Source organism: Paenibacillus sp. MDMC362 (assembly GCF_003269305.1).
Taxonomy (GTDB): domain Bacteria; phylum Bacillota; class Bacilli; order Paenibacillales; family Paenibacillaceae; genus Paenibacillus_AQ.
Map to the genome: position 1 here is coordinate 55,983 of NZ_QLYT01000024.1, position 21,330 is coordinate 77,312.

General features: G+C 50.0%; 16 protein-coding genes. All 16 read left to right on the forward strand.

What is annotated here, in order from left to right; all coding sequences use genetic code 11:
- The first annotated feature begins 5 nt into the window (after window positions 1-5).
- The 16 genes from DP091_RS12735 (at window position 6) to DP091_RS12810 (ending at window position 21,247) form a co-directional block, all read left to right on the forward strand.
- A complete protein-coding gene (locus DP091_RS12735) occupies window positions 6-1,145 on the forward strand; it encodes a 1-deoxy-D-xylulose-5-phosphate reductoisomerase (protein WP_113058657.1) in 1,140 nt (379 codons plus the stop codon).
- A gap of 138 nt (window positions 1,146-1,283) precedes the next feature.
- Window positions 1,284-2,552, forward strand: a complete 1,269-nt coding sequence (gene rseP / locus DP091_RS12740) for an RIP metalloprotease RseP (RefSeq protein ID WP_373456923.1) — start codon at window positions 1,284-1,286, stop codon at window positions 2,550-2,552.
- Between the two features lie 222 nt (window positions 2,553-2,774).
- Window positions 2,775-4,232, forward strand: coding sequence for a proline--tRNA ligase (proS, locus tag DP091_RS12745; RefSeq protein ID WP_071220115.1), 1,458 nt, complete (start codon window positions 2,775-2,777; stop codon window positions 4,230-4,232).
- Between the two features lie 243 nt (window positions 4,233-4,475).
- Window positions 4,476-8,792 carry a PolC-type DNA polymerase III gene (locus DP091_RS12750; protein WP_113058659.1) on the forward strand — a complete coding sequence of 1,439 codons (4,317 nt, stop codon included), beginning with the start codon at window positions 4,476-4,478 and terminating at the stop codon, window positions 8,790-8,792.
- Window positions 8,793-8,971: 179 nt separating this feature from the next.
- On the forward strand, window positions 8,972-9,433 hold the full coding sequence (gene rimP, locus DP091_RS12755) for a ribosome maturation factor RimP (RefSeq protein ID WP_071220117.1): 462 nt from the start codon (window positions 8,972-8,974) through the stop codon (window positions 9,431-9,433).
- Between the two features lie 32 nt (window positions 9,434-9,465).
- Window positions 9,466-10,563: a transcription termination factor NusA gene (gene nusA, locus DP091_RS12760; RefSeq protein WP_071220118.1), complete on the forward strand. Its 1,098-nt coding sequence runs from the start codon at window positions 9,466-9,468 to the stop codon at window positions 10,561-10,563.
- A 25-nt stretch (window positions 10,564-10,588) separates the two neighbouring features.
- The gene (rnpM, locus tag DP091_RS12765; protein WP_053492673.1) at window positions 10,589-10,900 is read left to right on the forward strand and encodes an RNase P modulator RnpM; all 312 of its coding nucleotides are present in this window, start codon (window positions 10,589-10,591) and stop codon (window positions 10,898-10,900) included.
- The gene (locus tag DP091_RS12770; RefSeq protein ID WP_181469797.1) at window positions 10,893-11,216 is read left to right on the forward strand and encodes a YlxQ family RNA-binding protein; all 324 of its coding nucleotides are present in this window, start codon (window positions 10,893-10,895) and stop codon (window positions 11,214-11,216) included. The genes rnpM and DP091_RS12770 overlap by 8 nt, the downstream gene beginning before the upstream one ends.
- Window positions 11,209-13,872, forward strand: a complete 2,664-nt coding sequence (gene infB, locus DP091_RS12775; protein WP_113058660.1) for a translation initiation factor IF-2 — start codon at window positions 11,209-11,211, stop codon at window positions 13,870-13,872. Before DP091_RS12770 ends, infB begins: the two co-directional genes overlap by 8 nt.
- 19 nt (window positions 13,873-13,891) lie before the next feature.
- Complete coding sequence (gene rbfA, locus DP091_RS12780; protein WP_071220121.1) at window positions 13,892-14,245, forward strand: 30S ribosome-binding factor RbfA; 354 nt, start codon at window positions 13,892-13,894, stop codon at window positions 14,243-14,245.
- Window positions 14,246-14,276: 31 nt separating this feature from the next.
- Complete coding sequence (locus DP091_RS12785; RefSeq protein WP_113058661.1) at window positions 14,277-15,254, forward strand: DHH family phosphoesterase; 978 nt, start codon at window positions 14,277-14,279, stop codon at window positions 15,252-15,254.
- Entirely contained in the window at window positions 15,251-16,162 is a 912-nt protein-coding gene (truB, locus tag DP091_RS12790) for a tRNA pseudouridine(55) synthase TruB (protein ID WP_113058662.1), read from the forward strand. The genes DP091_RS12785 and truB overlap by 4 nt, the downstream gene beginning before the upstream one ends.
- Window positions 16,163-16,197: 35 nt before the next feature.
- Window positions 16,198-17,151, forward strand: coding sequence for a bifunctional riboflavin kinase/FAD synthetase (locus DP091_RS12795; RefSeq protein ID WP_113058663.1), 954 nt, complete (start codon window positions 16,198-16,200; stop codon window positions 17,149-17,151).
- 165 nt (window positions 17,152-17,316) lie between these two features.
- A complete protein-coding gene (gene rpsO, locus DP091_RS12800; RefSeq protein WP_006211281.1) occupies window positions 17,317-17,586 on the forward strand; it encodes a 30S ribosomal protein S15 in 270 nt (89 codons plus the stop codon).
- A gap of 404 nt (window positions 17,587-17,990) precedes the next feature.
- Window positions 17,991-20,096, forward strand: a complete 2,106-nt coding sequence (gene pnp, locus DP091_RS12805) for a polyribonucleotide nucleotidyltransferase (RefSeq protein ID WP_113058664.1) — start codon at window positions 17,991-17,993, stop codon at window positions 20,094-20,096.
- 158 nt (window positions 20,097-20,254) lie between these two features.
- Window positions 20,255-21,247 (forward strand): polysaccharide deacetylase family protein, encoded by a 993-nt coding sequence (locus tag DP091_RS12810; protein WP_113058665.1) that lies wholly within the window; start codon window positions 20,255-20,257, stop codon window positions 21,245-21,247.
- Window positions 21,248-21,330: the final 83 nt, after the last annotated feature.

The window sequence follows — 21,330 nt, forward strand, 5'->3', positions numbered from 1 at the left end:
GTTGCATGAAAAAGATCAGCGTACTCGGCTCCACTGGCTCCATAGGTACCCAGACTTTGGATGTTGTGAGGAAACACCGGGAACATTTTCAGATTGAGGGCCTCGCTGCAGGGAGTAATAAGGACCTGCTGCTTCAGCAGGTCAAGGAGTTTTCTCCGCGTAAAGTGTCCGTTGCCACCAGAGAGCTTGCTGACAGCATAAGGCATGACCTTCCTGCCGGAACCGAGGTGTTCCATGGTCATGAAGGCTTGATCGAGATTGCGGCAGCAACAGATGCGGAAATGGTGGTTACAGCGGTGGTTGGTAGCATGGGGCTGTCTTCTACGCTTGCAGCGATTGATGAAGGGAAGACTATTGGGCTCGCCAATAAGGAGACGTTGGTAACGGCAGGTCATCTGGTCACGGCCCGAGCGGCTGCCAAAGGGGTAAAACTCTTGCCGATCGATAGCGAGCATTCCGCCATATTCCAATGCCTGAACGGAGAGAGGCATGAAGATATTGAACGGATCACGCTGACGGCTTCAGGAGGCTCATTCCGGGATTACACACGGGAACAGCTGGTCAACGTTACGGTGGAGGATGCGCTTAAACATCCCAACTGGTCCATGGGTGCCAAAATCACGATTGATTCGGCCACGATGGTCAACAAAGGGCTTGAGGTGATCGAGGCCCATTGGTTGTATGGTATTCCTTACGACAATATTTCTGTGCTGCTTCACCCGGAAAGCATCATTCACTCTTTTGTGGAATTCCGCGACTCGAGTATCATTGCCCAGCTCGGCAACCCGGATATGCGGGTTCCGATTCAATATGCGCTGACCTATCCGGAACGGTGGTCTTCGCCTGCGCCAAGGCTATCCTTGGCGGAAGCGGGCAAGCTGCATTTCCGGGAGATGGACCTTGAACGTTTTCCTTGTTTAAGGCTTGCTTATGAATGTGGTAAAATGGGTGGGACGGCGCCAACGGTATTCAACGCCGCTAATGAAATTGCCGTCGCCCGGTTTCTCCGGGCCGAAATCTCTTTTCTGCGAATTGAAGAGATCATTGAGGAAGTGCTGCAAAGCCATCATGTTGAACCGGAACCGGCACTGGAAACGATTGAAGAGAGCGATCGGATTTCACGTGAATTAGCTTCCCGACTATAGGTTTTGAAGTCTTTTTTGAAATCTCCCTTGAAAAAAAGCGGACAGCTTGTGATTCTCTTGTGGACGACAGGAGAATAATGATAATCTATAGGGACATACTGCGTTCTCAGAGGAAAAGGGGGATGTAAAGAATTGGAAATGGTTCGGGTCGTTTTTTTAACGGTGCTCATGTTTTTTGTGATCGTTACCGTGCACGAATGGGGTCACTATTATTTTGCCCGGCGTGCCGGAATCTTGGTACGCGAGTTCGCGATTGGATTTGGTCCAAAGCTGTTCTCATATAAACGCCATGAAACGCAGTTTACGCTTCGTCTTCTTCCATTCGGCGGATATGCCCGTATGGCCGGGGAAGATCCGGAACTTGTCGAGATTCAGCCCGGTCAGACGATTGCGGTTCGATTGAATGCGGAGAATCAAGTGAAAAAGATTTATCTGGATCAACTCGACAACCGTAAAAATGTCATTCGCGGCGAAGTCCAGTTTATGGATATGGTGGACCGTTTGTCGGTTAGGCTAGATGTGGATGGTGAATTCCAGCAATTCGAAATCCATCCGCAAGCCTTGACGGTAGCCAAAGGTGTCGAGACGCAGATCGCACCGAGAGACCGTCAATTCGGCAGTAAAACTGTTGGCCAAAGAGCGCTTGCGATTTTTGCCGGTCCTGTCATGAACTTCATTCTGGCCTTCGTGCTGTTTGCCCTTCACATTCAAATGGCCGGCATACCGGTTGAGAACCCAACCTATGTGCAGATTGGCGAGATTACCAAAGGCATGCCTGCAGATGAAGCCGATCTGAAAGAGGGAGACATCATCGAGAGTATTAACGGCACTGCCATTGGTGCCGATTATCAGAAGATGATCGAATTGATTGCGGCGTCCAAGGACAAGCCGATGGAATGGACGGTGCGCCGGGGTGAGGAATCATTTGATCTGACCTTAACTCCGCGGACGATGGAGGGCCAGGAAGGCGGCAAGGTCGGGATTGTTCCAGAGCTTCCTACCCGATCCGCAGGGATTGGGGAGACAATTGCCGGGTCCGGGACCGCAATGGTAGATACAACGAATATTATCTTCCAGGGCTTCAGACAGTTGATTCAGAAGTTCTCCATGGATGATCTTGGCGGTCCTGTACGGACGTTCGAAGTAACGGGGCAAATCGCCAAGCAGGGTATCGAACAGCTCACCTATTGGGCAGCTATTCTAAGCTTGTATCTGGGCATATTCAATCTGCTGCCGATACCGGCACTCGATGGAAGCCGGCTCGTATTCTTAGGGATCGAAGCTTTAAGGGGCAAGCCAGTTGACCCGAACAGAGAAGGCATGGTTCATTTTGTCGGGTTTGCGATGCTGTTCCTGTTAATGATAGCCGTAACCTATAACGATATTTTGCGTTTGATCAACGGATAAAAAACCTAGGGTACGGCTCGGTGCGCCAGCCGCAACGAAAAGCCGTACCTTTTCTATTCTTAGCAGATTTTCATATTAACGATATTTAGCAAGTGGAGTTACTATAAATACAGGGCGGGCTATACAGCCGCAGCTCGTTCACACATATCGCCAATAACGCAGTCAAGCCGTTTAATCAGGGTTTGGACCGTGCGTTTTACTAATGGGAGGCACACGATTTATATGTCTAAGGAATCGAAGGATAAACAATTCGTGACGGAGATTACGCCGCAAGCGGAAGATTTCTCGCGCTGGTATATCGATGTCATCAAAAAAGCGGACCTGATGGATTATTCTCCAGTCAGAGGCTGCATCGTCTTCAAACCGGACGGTTATGAAATCTGGGAGCATATCCAGGAAGAATTGGATCGCCGCTTTAAGGCAACGGGCCATCGGAATGCGTATTTCCCGCTGTTCATTCCCGAGAGCTTTTTCCAAAAAGAGAAGGAGCATGTCGAAGGATTTAATCCCGAGCTGCCATGGGTCACGGAAGCAGCTGGAGAGAAGCTGGAGGAACGTCTGGCGATCCGTCCGACTTCCGAAACGATGTTCGGGCACATGTATTCCAAATGGATTCAATCCTATCGTGATCTCCCTGTGCTGATTAACCAGTGGGCTAACGTGGTCCGCTGGGAAAAACGCACGCTGCCGTTCCTTCGCACGAGTGAGTTTCTATGGCAAGAAGGCCATACCGCGCACGAAACGGAAGTAGAGGCTAGAGGGGAAACCATGCAAATGCTGGATATCTATCAGCAATTCGTAGAGGACTACCTCGCCATTCCGGTAATCAAAGGGCAGAAGACACCTTCGGAGAAATTCGCTGGCGCCGTGGATACGTTCTCGATCGAAGCGATGATGAAAGACGGACGAGCTGTGCAGGCTGGTACTTCGCATTATATGGGGACCAACTTCTCGCAAGCTTTTGACATCCAATATTTGAATCGTGAAAATACGCTGGAATACGCTCACACGACATCCTGGGGCGTCAGCACACGTCTCATTGGTTCGTTGATTATGGTCCATGGGGATGACCGCGGATTGGTGCTTCCTCCTAAAGTCGCGCCAACGCAAGTGATCATGATTCCAATTGGTCCGCCGAAGACGAGAGACGCGGTTGTGGGCCGTACGGACGAATTGTTCCGTGAACTGAAATCCGCAGGCATCCGCGTACGCGTTGACGACAATCCGGATGTGCGTCCAGGCTGGAAATTCAATGAGTATGAAATGCGCGGAGTACCGGTGCGTCTGGAGATCGGACCGCGTGACATGGAGAATGGCGTGTGCGTGCTTGTCTCCCGTATTACAGGCGAGAAGAAAATCGTAGAGCAAGCGAATCTGACCCAGGAAGTACAGAATATGCTGGAGCAGGTGCACCAGGAAATGTTCGAGCGCGCGAAGCAGTTCCGTGAGGATCATTTCTATTCCGTGGAGACGCTGGATGAAATGAAGGACAGCATGGAGGAAAAACGCGGGTTTACCTTGGCTGGATGGTGCGGTTCGGAAGCTTGCGAAGATACTGTCAAGCAAGAAACCGGTGCTACGAGCAGAAACATTCCGTTCGAACCGGCCGAGAAGAAAACCAAGTGTCTCGTATGCGGTGAAGATGCGAAACATACCGTGCTGTTCGCGAGAGCGTACTAGTAAATCGATAATATGAATGTCCGGCAAGTTTGGGTGAGGGAGGAATCCTTCGTCCAGAACCGGGATTCATCATCTGGAGTAAGCTTCCGGATGGCAGTATGGCGGACGCTCTTGCTTTTTGGGGCAGGACGAATGGGTGCTGCCGGCGGAAGCTTTATTCTATTTTTTACATCCGCTTAACGCGGTCGTGTACGTCGATAGAAGTTTTCCTTATAGCTTTATGTAATGCAGGGGGAGGGAACCATGGGCACAACAGAAGATAAAAGGAAGCGATTTGAACTGCTGATCAAGCAGGGAGAAGTTCCGGCCAATCTGGTGGAACCCTATTTTTTGGATGGTGTGATCGAGCAGGTTGAGACAAGCAAGGCCAGCAAGGACTGGAGAATAACCGTTCTGAAGGAGACCTTGGTTCCAGCTGAGGTCTATCGCACATTTTGTCTGAGAATTCAGGAGAAGATGGGGCACATCGCGAAGATCAAATTTGTGTTCCGGTACGGAAGCAGCGTTCCCGAAGCAGATATCGTGCAAGAATACTGGGGGTTGTTTCTAGAATGGGCACATCGGGAAATCCCTTCGGTTAACGGATGGATGACAAGGGCTAAATACGAGGTGGAAGATGGGCAAGTCCTTCTCTCCATGCCGGATGGCATGTCGCTGGAGCTTGCCCGCAAGAAACAGATCGATTCCGCCATTACCCGCTTTTTCGGGCAATATTTCGATCTGACGCTGCGCGTGAAAATGCAGGTCGGCGATAATGGTCAGGCGGCTTACGAGGAGTTCGAGCAGAGGAAGCGAGAAGAAGAACGCGAGGTCATCGAGCAGATCATGAGCAGCATGGAAGCTGAGCTGGATGCCGAGGATGAGGAAGAGGGCGCGGTTCGGCTGCAGGTTGGGTATGATATCAAGGAACAGCCGGTTCCGCTTCAGGAAATCCAAGACGAAGAGAAGAAAATTACGATTCAGGGGACCATCTTCGGATTGGATCGTAAGGAGCTTCGTAACGGAAGTACGTTATTCACATTCTATCTGACGGATTTCAGCGATTCCTTGCAAATGAAAATGTTTGGTAAGACCAAGGAGGACTTGAAGGTCCTGAGCTTGCTTGAGAACGGCAAATGGGTGAAGGCACGCGGGCGCGTGGAATATGACCGGTTTATGCAGGTGCCGGAGCTGGTGATGATTCCGTCCGATCTCAATGAAGTGCCGGCGCCGCCATCTCGTAAGGATAATGCAGCCGAGAAACGGGTAGAATTCCATCTGCATACAACGATGAGCACGATGGACGCAGTCACGCCGATCGACCGATACATCAAGACCGCGGCTGCTTGGGGCCATAAAGCGATTGCCGTTAGTGATCATGGCGGGGTGCAATGTTACCCTGAAGCAGCCAAGAACGCAAAGAAACACGGGATCAAAATGTTGTACGGCGTCGAGGCCAACGTTGTGAATGATGCCGTCAATATCGTGGAACAGGCACAGCCGATTGAACTGAGCAGTGCGACTTACGTGGTGTTCGATATTGAAACCACAGGTTTGTCCATCACCGCGAACAAGATTATCGAGCTGGCCGCAGTTAAGATGAACGAGGGCAAGGAAATTGGCCGATACGCCACTTTCGTTAACCCGCATGAGCGCATTCCATACCATATTCAGCAATTGACCAATATCAATGATGATATGGTTAAGGATGCTCCTGAACTGGAGCCGGTATTGAAAGAGTTTGTTGAATTCGTCGGGGATGCCGTGCTTGTGGCTCACAACGCTCGATTTGACATGGGATTTATTCAGGCAGCACTCAAGAATGCCGGGATGGATACGCTCGGCAACCCCTATCTGGATACGCTGGAGCTTGCGCGTCTGGTGCATCCGGGACTTAAGAATCATCGTCTCAACACATTGGCGGACAAGTATAAGGTACTGCTCGAAAGCCATCACCGAGCGATTGACGATACGATTGCGCTGGCTGGAATCCTGAACGGGCTCCTTAGCGATGTGGACAAAACCAAAGGCGTCAAGATGCTGGATCGCCTCAATGATTACGTCGGCACGGATTTGTCTAATACCCGTCCTTTCCACTGCGGTATTTATGCTCTGAATATGACGGGCAAGAAAAACCTGTACAAGCTGATCTCCATGTCGCATACCGAATATTTCAAGCGAGTGCCGTGTATTCCTAAATCCAAGCTTCAAGAGATGCGAGACGGGTTACTGGTGCTTTCCGGCTGCGAAAAAGGGGAGTTCTTCGAAACGGTGCTGAACAAAACGGAGGAGGAAGCCGAAGAGATTGCGGACTTCTACGATGTTTTGGAGATTCAGCCGTTGACGATGTATATGCATTTGGTGGACAAAGGCTTGGTAGGCAGTCCCGAAGAGATCAAAACCGCAATTTCCAAAGTCGTGCGCATCGGCGAAAAGCTGAACAAGCCGGTCATCGCCACAGGAAACGTGCACTATCTTGAACCGCGGGATAAGCTGTTCCGGGACATTACCATCCATGGGATTACCGGTTTCAGCCCGCTCAAGGATATGCGCAAGCCTGACGCGCATTTTCGGACTACGGAAGAGATGCTCGAAGAGTTCGAGTTTTTGGGACAGAACAAATGTTATGAGGTAGTTGTGACGAACACCAGCGAGCTGGCCGACCGCTTTGAAGAGTTGGAGTTGTTCCCGGATAAGCTGTTTACGCCGATTCTGGATGGCGCGGATGAAGAAATCCGCAACACCTGCTACGACACGGCCAAGTCCATTTATGGCGAGAACTTGCCGGAAGTCGTAGTGGCCCGGTTGGAAAAAGAGCTGGAGCCGATCATTAAATACGGTTTCTCGGCGAACTATCTGATTTCCGAGAAACTGGTTAAGAAATCGAACCGGGACGGCTATTTGGTTGGTTCACGGGGTTCGGTAGGCTCATCCGTCGTTGCCACATTTCTCGGCATATCCGAGGTTAACCCGCTTCCCGCCCATTACATTTGCTTGAACAGCGACTGCAAGCACAGCGAATGGTTCCTGGACGGCAGCGTGCCGAGTGGATTTGACTTGCCGGACAAAGCTTGTCCGGAATGCGGAAACATGATGAAAGGCGAGGGACAGGATATACCATTCGAAACCTTCCTGGGTTTTAAAGGGGACAAGGTTCCCGATATTGACTTGAACTTCTCCGGTGAATATCAGCCGCATGCCCATAATTTCACCAAAGAGATGTTTGGCGAGGAGAACGTATTCCGTGCCGGTACCATCGGCACCGTGGCAGAGAAGACGGCGTTTGGCTTTGCCAAAAAATATGAGGAACACAACAACAAGCGCTGGCGGGGCGCGGAATTGAATCGGCTGGCATCAGGCTGTACCGGCGTCAAGCGGAGCACAGGCCAGCATCCCGGCGGTATTGTCGTTGTGCCGGATTACATCGAAGTGGAAGAAATTACGCCGGTGCAATTCCCCGCGGACGATGTCAACGCAGAGTGGAAAACGACGCATTTTGATTATCACGCCTTTGAAGCGAATCTGCTCAAGCTGGATATTCTCGGGCATGATGATCCGACGATGATGAGAATGCTCCAGGATTTGACCGGCGTGGATCCAACGACCATTCCGATGAACGATCCGAAAGTGATGAGCATGTTTAACTCAACGGAAGCGCTGGGTGTCAAGCCGGAGCAAATACGCTCGCCGGTGGCCACCTTCGGCGTGCCGGAGATGGGTACCAAATTCGTACGTCAGATGCTGGTGGAGTCGCAGCCGTCGAGTTTTGCCGACTTGTTGCAAATCTCGGGTCTGTCACACGGAACCGGCGTTTGGCTCGGCAACGCGCAAGAACTTATCAAGAATGGGACATGCAACATCAAAACCGTTATTGGTTGCCGCGACGATATCATGTTGTTCCTGATATATAAGGCTGGCATGGACGCAAGCCTCGCGTTTAAGATTACGGAAAGCGTACGTAAAGGCCGGGGATTGTCACAGGAATGGATTGACGAGATGAAGAAATGCAAAGTGCCGCAGTGGTACATTGATTCCTGTCTCAAAATCCAGTATATGTTCCCGAAAGCCCACGCCGCCGCGTATGTTATCTCAGCGGTGCGGACGGCTTACTTCAAGCTTTATTATCCGATCGAATATTATGCAACATACTTCTCGGTGCGTGCCGAGGATTTCGATATCGAATTATGCTGCCAGGGCTATGAGGCGATTTATCGCCGGATTGAAGAAATCGAGCAGCTCGGCTTCGGAGCAAGCCCGAAAGAAAAAGGGATGCTGCCGATTCTGGAGATGGCGCTGGAGATGACGGCGAGGGGCTTCACGTTCAAGAACATCGATCTGTATGAATCGGACGCGCTCCGATTTAAGGTGGATGGAAACTCGCTCATACCGCCGTTCTCTGCGCTTGCGGGAATCGGCGATAACGCCGCCCGCAACATTGCGGCCGCGCGTGAATTTGGAGAATTCCTCTCCATCGAGGATTTCCAGCAAAAATCGAAGGCAAGCAAAACCGCCGTGGAGCTGTTGACCCAAATGGGATGCTTCCGCGGTCTGCCGGAGAGCAACCAGTTGTCATTGTTCTGATTCTTGTCATTCTTTCATGGCCGTGACGCCTTGACAGTCAAGGAGTCATACTTGTCACTATTACCAGACTATGTTATAATTTTTTTGGTAATCATGGAGATAAAACCGTTGTGTAAAGAGTGGGGCAACCCACTCTTTACTCTTTGGTATATAGGAAATCAACTTGGAGGTTATGTTCTTTGAGCACATCAAAGATTAAAACGACTGTGGAAGAAATGGTGCAGCCGTATTTGGACGAACACGGCTTTGAACTGGTAGATGTGGAATACGTTAAGGAAGGAAGCAACTGGTTCTTGCGCGTGTTTGTTGATAAAGACGGCGGCATTGACATTGACGATTGCGGTTTAATCAGTGAATACCTGAGCCAGAAGCTGGACGAGAACGATCCGATCCCGACAGCTTATTTTCTTGAAGTCTCTTCTCCTGGCGCGGAACGTCCCCTGAAGAAAAAAGAGGATGTTGCGAAGTCAGTCGGCAAGAACGTGTTTGTTACGGTATACGAGCCGATTAACGGGTTGAAAGAGTTTGAAGGCAAGCTGGAATCCTTTGATAACGAGGAACTAGTCATTCAAACCGTCAAGAAACAGTACGTGATTCCATATGCAAAAGTAGCCAGTGCCAGATTGGCCATCATTTTTTAAACGGAAGTTTTGAAAGGGGGAACCGATTTTCAATGAGTATGGATTTTATTGAAGCGATGAATGAGTTGGAAAGAGAAAAAGGCATCAGTAAGGATGTGCTGTTTGAAGCCATTGAAGCGGCACTGATCTCGAGTTACAAGCGTAATTTCAACACGGCGCAAAATGTACGGGTAGACATGAATCGCAATACGGGTGTTATCAAGGTGTTCGCGCGGAAGCTGATTGTGGAAGAGGTGCTGGATCCGCGGACTGAAATTTCGCTGCATGCGGCCCGGGAAATCAATCCGCATTTTCAGATTGAAGATATAGCGGAAATCGAAGTTACGCCACGTGATTTTGGACGGATTGCAGCTCAAACGGCAAAGCAAGTTGTTACCCAGCGCATTAGAGAAGCCGAACGCGGCCTGATCTACAGCGCTTTTATTGACAAGGAAGATGATATCGTAACGGGTACGCTGCAGCGTCAAGATTTACGTAACATCTATATCGACCTTGGCAAGATCGAAGCGGCTCTGCCGCTTACCGAGCTTATGCCTAACGAGAAGTTCAAGCATGGCGACCGGATCAAAGCGTACATTACCAAGGTTGAGAACACCACCAAAGGACCGCAGATTATGCTGTCCCGTACGCACCCGGGCCTATTGAAGCGCCTGTTCGAGCTTGAAGTGCCGGAAATCTTTGACGGTGTTGTTGAAATTCGCTCGGTTGCACGCGAAGCTGGATTCCGCTCCAAAATTGCGGTGTTTTCCCGTAACGATGAAGTCGATCCGGTTGGCTCTTGTGTAGGACCTAAGGGTATGCGCGTACAGACGATTGTCAATGAGCTTCGCGGCGAAAAGATTGACATCGTGCGTTATTCCGATCAGGTGGAAGAATACGTGGCCAATGCGCTGAGCCCATCCAAAGTACTTGAAGTTCAAGTATTTGAAGATGAGAAGATGGCGCGTGTAATCGTTCCGGATTATCAACTCTCGCTTGCGATTGGGATCAAAGGCCAGAATGCTCGTCTCGCAGCGAAGCTGACAGGCTGGAAGATCGATATTAAGAGCGAAAGTCAGGCGGAGCAGGAATTTGGCAGACCGAAGTCCCAATCAGGTGAAATGCACCAGGATTCCGTCTCTGTCGATTAATTCCAAATGACAGGGGGTTGTCGTCTTGAAACAGAGAAAGATACCGCTGCGTAAATGTGTAGCGTGTCAGGAAATGATGCCGAAGAAAGAGCTTATCCGGATTGTTAGGACTCCCGAGGATGCTGTCCTGATCGATCTCACCGGCAAAAAGTCGGGACGGGGAGCGTATTTATGCGGTAAAGTTTCCTGCTTCAAGCTGGCACACAAAAATAAAGCACTGGATCGCGCGTTGAAACAACATGTGAAGCCTGAGATCTATGAACAGTTGGCACAGGATTTCATCAAGGTGGAAGATGAATTCCTGGCTGCAAAAGAGAGTGCTGCCGATGATGAATAGGGCGCTTTCTCAGCTCGGCCTGGCCATGAGGGCAGGTAAGGTGGTTACCGGGGATGAGATCGTGCTCAAAGCCATCCGGTCTTCTGAAGCAAAATTGGTTATTCTGGCGGGTGACGCCTCAGTGAATACAACAAAGAAGATCCGCGATAAATGCGGTTCTTACAATATCCCTCTGGTAATCGGATTTGACCGGGAAAGTCTGGGCACAAGTGTAGGTAAACCCGAGCGGGTTGTGCTGGCCGTTACGGATCAAGGATTCGCAGAAATGATCTCCAAGAAACTGGAGACAATGTCGGAGGTGGAGTATATTGAGTAAACAGGAAAACAAAGACAATAAACTTCGAGTATACGAATATGCTAAATCGTTGAACATGAGCAGTAAAGAAATTATCACGATCCTTAAACGTTTGAACGTTCCGGTCAATAACCATATGAGCGTAATGGAAAACGATACGGTGTCCAAGGTCGAGCAGTTCTTTAAAGATATCAAATCGAATGCAGCAGCCAAGCGGGATAGTGGTGACGCTTCCCGAACCGAGAATCGTAAACCAGCGGTTGCCGGAGCCAATGCGGCTGCAACTGTATCCAATGCAAGAACAGAAGGCACTTCCGCTAGCGTAAGTGCAGAAGGCAACCGTAATGGGCAGGACGGTATGCGTAATTCAGGACAGAGAGCAACAGGACAACAAGGTCAAAGCCAGCCCAAAAAACAACAGGAAAAGCAGGTAGGTATGAATAGTAGAACGAATCAAAACACACAGAATGCTTCAGGTTCCCAGCGTCCCCAAGGAGGACAGGATACCCGAAGAAACCCGTCTGGCTCCACACAAGGAAGCCAGCAGAACAATCGTAGCCAAGCATCGAGACCAGGCGGCAGCACGCAGACCGGATCACGTCCTCAGGGCGGCGGTCAAGGCGGAGCACGTCCGCAAGGCAGTAATCAAGGTGGATCGCGTCCGCAGGGCAGCAACAACCAAGGCGGAGCACGTCCACAGAGCAAGCCGGGTGGAACCGGAGGCGGATTCACAAGCTCCAATAACAACAACGGTAACAGCCAGAACCGCGGTTCCAGAAACAACAATAACAACAACAATCGTTCAGACTCCAAGCGTTTTGATGACAACCGTCAAGGTGGATTCCGTGGCAACAATCGCGGCGGAAAGAACAACCGTGGCCGGAATCAACACAATCAGCAGCCGCCTCGTGAGAAAATCGACAACACGCCGAAGAAAATTATCGTCCGTGGCAACATGACCGTCGGTGAAACGGCGAAGCTGCTTCACAAGGACGCTTCCGAAGTCATCAAGAAGCTGATTTTCCTCGGCGTGATGGCCACCATCAACCAGGAGCTGGATATCGATACGATTCTATTGCTCGCTGGCGAATTCGGTGTTGAAGTCGAAGTGAAAATTCCGGTTGAGGAAGATCGTTTTGAGACCGTTGAAGAAAACGATGCTCCGGAAGAACTGAAAGATCGTCCGCCGGTCGTTACCATCATGGGTCACGTCGACCACGGTAAAACGACGCTGCTTGATGCGATCCGTTCCACGAATGTATCGAGTGGAGAAGCTGGCGGTATTACGCAGCATATCGGTGCTTATCAGGTCGAGATCAATAACAAGAAGATTACGTTCCTGGATACGCCAGGCCACGAAGCGTTTACGGCTATGCGTGCCCGTGGTGCGCAAGTAACGGATATGACGATCATCGTGGTTGCGGCTGACGACGGCGTGATGCCACAGACGGTCGAGGCGATTAACCATGCGAAAGCTGCAGGCTTGCCGATCATCGTTGCCGTAAACAAAATCGATAAACCTGATGCTAACCCGGATAAAGTCAAACAAGAATTGACGGAATACGAGTTAGTGCCTGAAGAGTGGGGCGGAGACACCATCTTCGTTAACGTTTCGGCGAAACAGCGGATGGGTCTGGAAGACTTGCTTGAAATGATTCTTCTGGTAGCAGAAGTGAATGAATATAAAGCGAACCCTGACAAACGCGCACGCGGTACTGTTATTGAGGCTGAGCTGGATAAAGGCAGAGGCCCGGTAGCACGCATTCTCGTTCAACATGGTACATTGAAAGTGGGCGACGCCTTCGTAGCGGGTAACTGCTTTGGACGTATTCGTGCGATGGTGAACGATAAAGGCCGTCGATTAAAAGAAGCGGGTCCTTCAACTCCGGTTGAAATTACCGGTTTGACTGAAGTTCCAGGCGCCGGCGATCCGTTTATGGTGTTTGAAGATGAGCGTAAAGCGCGCAATATCGCTGATAAGCGTGCGATTACCCATCGTCAATCCGAGTTGAACACAAATACCCGTGTGACGCTGGATGATCTGTTCCAACACATTAAAGACGGTGAGATTAAAGATCTTAACGTGATTATCAAAGGTGACGTACAAGGTTCTGTTGAGGCGCTGAAAGGTTCCTTGAACAAAATCGAGGTGGAAGGCGTTCGCGTCAAAATTATCCACAGCGGTGCCGGGGCAATCACGGAATCCGATATTATTTTGGCCGCTGCTTCCAACGCGATTGTTATCGGCTTTAACGTTCGTCCGGACGTTCAAGCGAAGCAAACCGCCGAGCAGGAAAAGGTTGATATTCGTCTGCACCGTGTAATATATAATGTAATCGAGGAAATTGAGCAAGCTATGAAGGGGATGCTCGATCCGGAGTACAAAGAAACCGTGATCGGTCATGCGGAAGTCCGCAACACCTTTAAAGTGAGCAAAGTGGGTACGATTGCAGGATGTATGGTGACATCCGGTAAAATTGCGCGTAACGCAGAAGTTCGCTTGATCCGTGACGGCATTGTCGTTCATGAAGGCAAGATCGATTCCCTCAAGCGCTTTAAAGATGACGCTAAAGAAGTGGCACAGGGTTATGAGTGCGGTATTACCTTGGCAAGCTATAGCGACGTCAAAGAAGGAGACGTAATCGAAGCCTTCATCATGGAGACGGTAGAGCGCTAACGAATGAGGTGATCAGACCATGGCAAAAATCAGAACTGGGCGCGTAGGCGAGCAGATTAAAAAAGAGCTCAGCCAACTGATCCAAACGGAGATGAAAGACCCAAGAATCGGTTTCATTACAGTGACCGGTGTTGATGTTACAAATGACCTGTCTCAAGCGAAGGTGTACCTGAGCGTGCTCGGCGACGACGAGCAGAAGGCGGCTTCCTTAAAAGGGTTGGAGAAGGCAAGCGGTTTTCTCCGCTCCGAGCTGGGCAAGCGGATTCGACTCCGGCATGTGCCGGAGCTGATCTTCAAATTCGATGATTCCATTGCGTACGGCAGCCATATTGAGAAGCTGCTGACCGAAATCGTGGATCGCGAAGAGAAATAGAGTAGTTCGTTTTTTATAAAGGAGAGGGCGAATGCAGACCTATGAACAAGAGCTGCAGCAGGTGAAGTCATACCTGCTGGAGCACGATGATTATTTGGTTGTGTCGCATGTTCAGCCCGATGGAGATGCAGTCAGTTCCACCCTAGCGGTGGGCTGGCTTCTCTCATGTCTGGGCAAGAAATTCACGATGATCAATGAGGGGCCCATTCCAAAACGCATGAAAATGTTGTGGCATGCAGAAGACATTCTCAATCTGTCTGAACAGCATCCTGGAAGAACGTTCTCACACGTCATTTGTGTGGATTGTGCGGATTTTGCTAGAGTAGGCTATACGAAACAGGTATTTGCCGATCATGCAAGCATCGTTAATATTGACCATCATCCAACGAATGATCGTTATGGAGCCGTCAACCTGGTCGTGCCGGAAGCGGCAGCAACCGCTGAAATCCTTTATGATTTGCTGAATTTGTTTGAAGTAAACTGGGATGCCGATATTGCAACAGCGATATATACGGGATTGTTAACGGATACCGGCGGTTTTCGTTATTCGAATACATCGCCCAAGGTCATGAGTGTTGCTTCCGATCTGTTGTCCTACGGCGTCAATGGACCCGAAATTGCGGAAACGTTACTGGAGGAAATGACGCTTCCACAGATGAAGGTGCTGGTTCAAGCGTTAAACACGTTAAGCCTGTCGGATGACGGCAAAATAGCCTGGGTATACGTGACGCCTGAGTTTATGGAATTATGCGGCGCCGTTAGCGAGGATCTCGAGGGAATTGTCAATTACCCCCGCAACATTCAGGGAGTTGAAGTCGGCATTCTGTTCAAATCGCTGAAGTCCGGAATAGTCAAGGCGAGTTTGCGTTCAGCCGGAAAAGTGGATGTGGCGGCATTAGCCCAAATATTTGGAGGAGGCGGCCATGTACGGGCAGCCGGTTGCAGCATTGAAGGCTCGCTTCATGATATCATCCCTAGAGTAATAGAGCAGGTGAGATTAAAGCTATGACACAATTAGAAGGCATCTTGGCCGTTCACAAGCCGGCAGGTTGGACATCCCACGATGTGGTCGCGAAAGTTCGGGGAATGGTTCGTTTGAAGCGAATCGGACATACGGGCACGCTGGACCCCGAAGTAACGGGTGTGCTTCCGTTATGTTTGGGTAGAGCCACACGAGTTGTGGAATATCTGCAGGAACTGCCAAAAGAGTATCATGCGGTCCTCCGCCTCGGATATTCGACGGATACCGAAGATATTACCGGGAATGTAGTGGAGACGGCAGAGGATGTTCATGTGACAAGGGAGGAAGCGCTTGAAGCGCTCCAATCTTTTACAGGCCAGATCCCGCAGATCCCGCCCATGTTTTCCGCTGTCAAAATCAATGGTAAACGATTATACGAGCTTGCCAGAGAAGGGAAGACGGTGGAACGCAAGAGCCGGACGGTAACGATTCATGAAATCGAAATGACGGATTTTGATGCTGAAGGGGATTATACGGAAATTTCTTTCCGCGTATTATGCTCCAAAGGTACATACATCCGCACGCTTTGCGTGGATATCGGGAAGAAGCTCGGCGTGCCATCTGTCATGGTTAAGCTGGTACGCACAGTATCAGCGGGAATCACGGAGGAGCAGTGCTTAACCCTGGAGCAAATTGAGCAGTTCATGAAGGACGATATGCTTCACACCCGGCTTATTCCCGTGGATCAAGCGATTGATTATCTGCCGAAACATACGGTTTCTGAAGAAAAAACCGATGCTGCCCTGCAAGGACAGCGCTTGTCCTCAAGAGCGGTGGAGCCGCCGGTTGACAGCTCGGAGCCTATTCGTTTGTATGATATAAAGGAAAACTTTCTGGGAATCTATAAGCGGCAAGAGGAGACAGGGGCTATCGTTCCTGTGAAAGTATTTTCCTAAGCACGACCGGATTTAGTGAGTGGAGGTGAGTAAGCATGAGGGTTGTTTCTTTATCTTATCCTGTATCTTCTGATATTGTACGAGAAGCTGCCGAGCCGAAGGTAGCTGCAATCGGCCAGTTTGACGGTCTTCACCTGGGACATGCCAGTGTGCTTTCGACGGCTGTTAATATTGCGCGGGAGAATGGAGTGCCGGCTGCACTCATTACCTTTTATCCTCATCCGAAAGACGTCATTGGTAAAGGTAGCTATGAGGGATATCTGACGCCTCAGCCTGACAAGCAGCAGCTGCTTGAGGCAATGGGCATCGATATTTTGTACGTTGTCGAGTTCAATAAGGAATTCTCCCAGGTGAGTCCGGAAACGTTTGTTGAAGAAATGCTGTTACCCTTGAATCTGCAAACGGCGGTTGTCGGATTTGATTTTCGGTTCGGCCATAAAGGCGCCGGTGACGCGGTCAAACTTCAGGAACTCGGCGAAGGCAGAATGTCTGTTGTTACGGTTCCGCCGTTCCTGGTCGATGGCGAGAAGGTAGGAAGTTCATCCATACGGATTGCTTTGAAAACAGGACAGCTGTCGGATGCAAACCGCTGGCTCGGACGGAATTACCATATCCGCGGCACGGTCATTCATGGGGAGAAGCGGGGAAGAAAGATCGGGTTTCCTACTGCGAATCTGGAATTGACGGATCCGTTCGTGGCGCCTGCATTAGGCGTCTATGCCGTCCGTGCTCGCACGGATAAGCATCACGATTGGATTCCGGGCGTCATGAACATCGGCGTGAAGCCGACGTTCCACGAAGGGATTACAGAACCGATCTTTGAGGTCCATCTGTTCGATTTTGAAGGGGATCTGTATGATCAGATCATGACGGTGGATATCGTTCAATATATCCGCAAGGAGCATAAATTCGAATCGGTTCAGGAGCTTGTGGAATGGATTCAGCGAGATGCCGTCGAGGCCCGCAAAATATTGAAAGTCAGTGAATAAAGGGCCTGGGACAAATTGTTCGCAAACGGATTTTCTTTTTCAGGTAAAGTATGCTATACTCTTAGAGGTCGCCTGAAGATTTGGCGATTTTAACCTTGGCTTGGATGTTCGATCTCACCGTCGGTACCTGGGCCAATGGCGATTATAATGAGGGAGGTGAACAGGATGGCATTAACTCAAGAGCGTAAACAACAACTGATTGACGAGCACAAAACTCATGAGTCCGATACAGGATCTCCAGAGGTGCAAATCGCTATCCTAACGGAAAACATTACGAACTTGACTGACCACTTGCGTACTCACAAGAAGGATCATCATTCCCGTCGTGGATTGCTGAAAATGGTCGGCCAACGCCGTAAGTTGCTTGCATACTTGAAAAACAAGGATGTTAAACGTTACAGTGCTTTGATCGAGAAGCTTGGATTGCGTCGCTAATCATCCATAAGATGTGCCGAAAACAGCCTGGTTGTCCACTGTCCTTCTTGGAACGACAGCGGCACAGCCGGGCTATTTTCTAAGTATTGTACAATTTACCGTTATCGAGCTTCCCCACAAAGTACTGCGTACGCTTCATAGCCTAAACTCCACTTTGTGGGGTTATCTTAATATAGATCTTTATAGATTGTAGGCGTGGTCTGTTCGCTAAATTTCGCTCAATGGTAACCAGGGGCAATCTATACGGAGAATGTTCTATACGGTTCGGGTTGTTCCTGTACATAGGTTTGCGATTTCGACCGTTTGGATGGCTCTGGTTAGGAAATGTGGACAGTGTTTTGCAAAAGACATGCTGATGGTAGAAGAAGATTTCAAAAAAATTTATCCCCATGAGGAGGGATTACATGGAAACACGTGTTGAAATGCAGCTTGGCGGAAGACCCCTCGTGTTCGAAACAGGGCGCCTTGCGAAGCAGGCAAATGCGGCTGTGATGGTTCGTTACGGCGAAACGGCAGTCCTGTGTACAGTGACAGCTTCCAGTGAACCGAAGGATTTGGATTTCTTTCCATTGACGGTCAACTATGAGGAGCGTTTGTACGCAGTCGGTAAAATTCCGGGTGGATTCATCAAACGCGAAGGCAGACCAAGCGAGAAAGCAATTCTTGCCAGCCGTCTGACAGACCGTCCGATTCGTCCGTTGTTCCCTGAAGGCTTCCGTAATGATGTGCAGGTTCTGAATCTCGTGATGAGCGTAGATCAGGATTGCGAGCCGGAAATCGCGGCAATGATCGGTACTTCCGCTGCCTTGAGCATCTCGGATGTGCCTTTTAACGGCCCGATCGGAGGCGTAGCGGTTGGTCGCGTTGATGGCAAATTCGTGGTGAACCCGAATATTGCCGAGCAGGAAGCAAGTGATATCTATCTGGTCGTCGCTGGCACCAAAGATGCGATCATGATGGTTGAAGCCGAAGCGAACGAAGTTCCTGAGGAAGTCATGCTGGAAGCAATCATGTTCGGGCATGAGGAAATCAAGAAAATCGTAGCCAAGATCGAAGAACTCGTAGCCGCTTGCGGTAAAGAGAAAATGGCGGTTAAACTTCATGCGGTCAATGAAACGGTGAATCGTGAAGTTCGCGATTTCGCCGAAGCTCGTCTTGTTGAAGCGGTTCGCATTGAGGAGAAACATGCTCGCCAGGATGCGATTGACGCTATCAATGATGAAGCCTACACCGTATTTGAAGAGAAGTATATCGAGACGCCTGAGTTGTTGAAGGATGTTAAAGAGGTGCTTCACGATATCGTGAAGGAAGAAGTTCGACGTTTGATCACGCATGACAAGGTTCGTCCGGACGGTCGTGGTCTGTCGGAGATCCGCCCTATCGATTGCGATACCAGCCTGCTGCCTAGAACGCATGGTTCCGGTCTGTTTACACGTGGACAAACCCAGGCTCTTAGCGTATGTACACTAGGTGCTCTAGGTGATGTGCAGATTCTCGATGGAATCGATCTGGAAGAGACCAAGCGTTTCATGCACCATTACAACTTCCCGCCGTTCAGCGTAGGGGAAGCTCGTCCGCTTCGCGCTCCAGGCCGTCGTGAAATTGGTCACGGCGCACTCGGAGAACGTGCACTGTCGAAGGTCATTCCGAATGAAGTGGAATTCCCGTACACGATTCGCCTCGTGTCTGAAGTTATCGAATCGAACGGTTCGACTTCTCAAGCAAGCATTTGTGCAAGCACGCTTGCTATGATGGATGCAGGGGTACCGATCAAAGCACCTGTAGCCGGCGTGGCGATGGGCTTGATCAAAGACGGAGATCATGTTTCCATCTTGACCGATATTCAAGGGATGGAAGACCATCTCGGCGACATGGACTTTAAGGTTGCAGGGACACCTGACGGGGTTACCGCCATTCAGATGGATATCAAGATCGACGGTATTGACCGCGCGATTTTGCAGGAAGCACTGCAGCAGGCCAAAGAAGGACGGATGCATATCCTTGGAAAAATGGCAGAAGCCATTCAAAAGCCAAGAGAAACGTTATCCCAATATGCGCCTAAGATTATTACGATGCAGATCAATCCGGACAAAATTCGTGATGTAATCGGTGCCGGCGGCAAGATCATCAACAAAATCATCGAAGAAACCGGCGTGAAAATCGATATCGAGCAAGACGGCCGCGTGTTTATTGCATCCTCCAACGATGAGATGAACAAGAAAGCTCTTTCGATTATCGAAGGCATTGTGCGTGAGGTAGCTGTTGGCGAAATCTACACAGGTACTGTAAAACGGATTGAGAAATTCGGTGCATTTGTTGAAATCCTGCCTAACAAAGACGGGCTAGTTCATATCTCCCAGCTCTCGACTGAGCGTGTAGCGAAGGTTGAGGACGTGGTTGCTATCGGTGACGTCATTACCGTGAAGGTTACCGAAATCGACCAGCAAGGGCGGATTAACCTGTCTCGCAAAGCGGTTTTGACTGCAGAAACAAACAAGAGCGGGTCTTAATCCGCGCTTTGTTTGTTTAACAGCATATAGATGGAAGGAAAAGAGGCAGAACCTATTATTCTGGCTCTTTTTTTAATCATGACGCCACCACTTTACGGTACATATTTCCACCTGAACCTACATAAAATGGGACAAAGCTTCTCAAGGGGAGGGTGGATATGCCCATGAATGGAAAAAAGATGGTCGTGCTGCTAACCGGTGCCGTAATGGTGTCGGCTGTTGCTGTGTTCAGCGGGGCCTGGGGATATATTTCGGGACTGCAGAATAAACCGGAGGCGCAGTTTGTTGGCGGTTCAGAGAGGGCGGTAGACCTGGATTTATTGAGTCAAATCGAAGCCGCGGCAGCGAAGTCACGAATCGAGCCGGTGGATGCCAGGGTAGACTCCGTGTGGAAAGCGATACCCGGTTATAACGGACTCGAAATCGATATTGAGGCTACATACCAAGCAGCATCGTCAAAAAAGCGAAAAGCCGGGGAAGCCATCCCTTTCGTGTACCGGCAAATTCCGGCCAAAGTAACGCTGAATGATCTTGGAGATCAACCAATCTATCGCGGAAACCCCAACAAGCCGATGGTATCGCTGATGATTAACGTGGCCTGGGGGAATGAATTTCTGGTGCCGATGCTGGACACGCTGGATGCGGAGAAGGTGAAGACGACCTTTTTCCTGGATGGGAGCTGGTTGAAGAAGAACCCGGAGCTTGCCGGTGAAATTCTGAAACGAGGTCATGAGGTGGAGAATCATGCCTATACGCATCCGAACATGAGCCGTCTCAGCAGGGATCGGGCGGAGCTGGAAATTGCGAAGACGCAGGATCTGCTCAAAGAAAGTTTGGGCGTAGAGAACAAATGGTTTGCTCCGCCTTCCGGCGATTTTAATCAGCAGACCGTATCCATCGCCAAGGCAAGGGGATTAAAGACGGTCCTATGGACACTCGATACGGTTGATTGGAAGCATCCTGCACCGGATGCAGTCGTTCAGAAGATCTCCACCAAGGTGGAGCCGGGTTTCCTGATTTTGATGCATCCCACCGATTCCTCGTCCCAGGCGTTAAAGGGAATGATTGACGGAATACGTGCCAAAGGGCTGGAAATAGGAACCGTTAGCCAGACGCTTTCTCCTGAGCGAATCATGCCGAAAGGAAGTTGAGCCGCATGGTAAAGTTTGATAGAATGAATGGATGGCATGAGGCTGGTAATCAGCTAATGTGAGCCTGGATGGAACAGTTAGGG

Excerpts from the sequence above, each read along its gene's own strand:
- rbfA (WP_071220121.1), top strand. The coding sequence starts at position 13,892 with ATGGCAAAAATCAGAACTGGGCGCGTAGGCGAGCAGATTAAAAAAGAG.
- DP091_RS12785 (WP_113058661.1), top strand. The coding sequence starts at position 14,277 with ATGCAGACCTATGAACAAGAGCTGCAGCAGGTGAAGTCATACCTGCTG.
- proS (WP_071220115.1), top strand. The coding sequence starts at position 2,775 with ATGTCTAAGGAATCGAAGGATAAACAATTCGTGACGGAGATTACGCCG.
- truB (WP_113058662.1), top strand. The coding sequence starts at position 15,251 with ATGACACAATTAGAAGGCATCTTGGCCGTTCACAAGCCGGCAGGTTGG.
- DP091_RS12735 (WP_113058657.1), top strand. The coding sequence starts at position 6 with ATGAAAAAGATCAGCGTACTCGGCTCCACTGGCTCCATAGGTACCCAG.
- nusA (WP_071220118.1), top strand. The coding sequence starts at position 9,466 with ATGAGTATGGATTTTATTGAAGCGATGAATGAGTTGGAAAGAGAAAAA.
- rpsO (WP_006211281.1), top strand. The coding sequence starts at position 17,317 with ATGGCATTAACTCAAGAGCGTAAACAACAACTGATTGACGAGCACAAA.
- rseP (WP_373456923.1), top strand. The coding sequence starts at position 1,284 with ATGGTTCGGGTCGTTTTTTTAACGGTGCTCATGTTTTTTGTGATCGTT.
- DP091_RS12810 (WP_113058665.1), top strand. The coding sequence starts at position 20,255 with ATGCCCATGAATGGAAAAAAGATGGTCGTGCTGCTAACCGGTGCCGTA.
- DP091_RS12770 (WP_181469797.1), top strand. The coding sequence starts at position 10,893 with ATGAATAGGGCGCTTTCTCAGCTCGGCCTGGCCATGAGGGCAGGTAAG.
- pnp (WP_113058664.1), top strand. The coding sequence starts at position 17,991 with ATGGAAACACGTGTTGAAATGCAGCTTGGCGGAAGACCCCTCGTGTTC.
- DP091_RS12795 (WP_113058663.1), top strand. The coding sequence starts at position 16,198 with ATGAGGGTTGTTTCTTTATCTTATCCTGTATCTTCTGATATTGTACGA.
- DP091_RS12750 (WP_113058659.1), top strand. The coding sequence starts at position 4,476 with ATGGGCACAACAGAAGATAAAAGGAAGCGATTTGAACTGCTGATCAAG.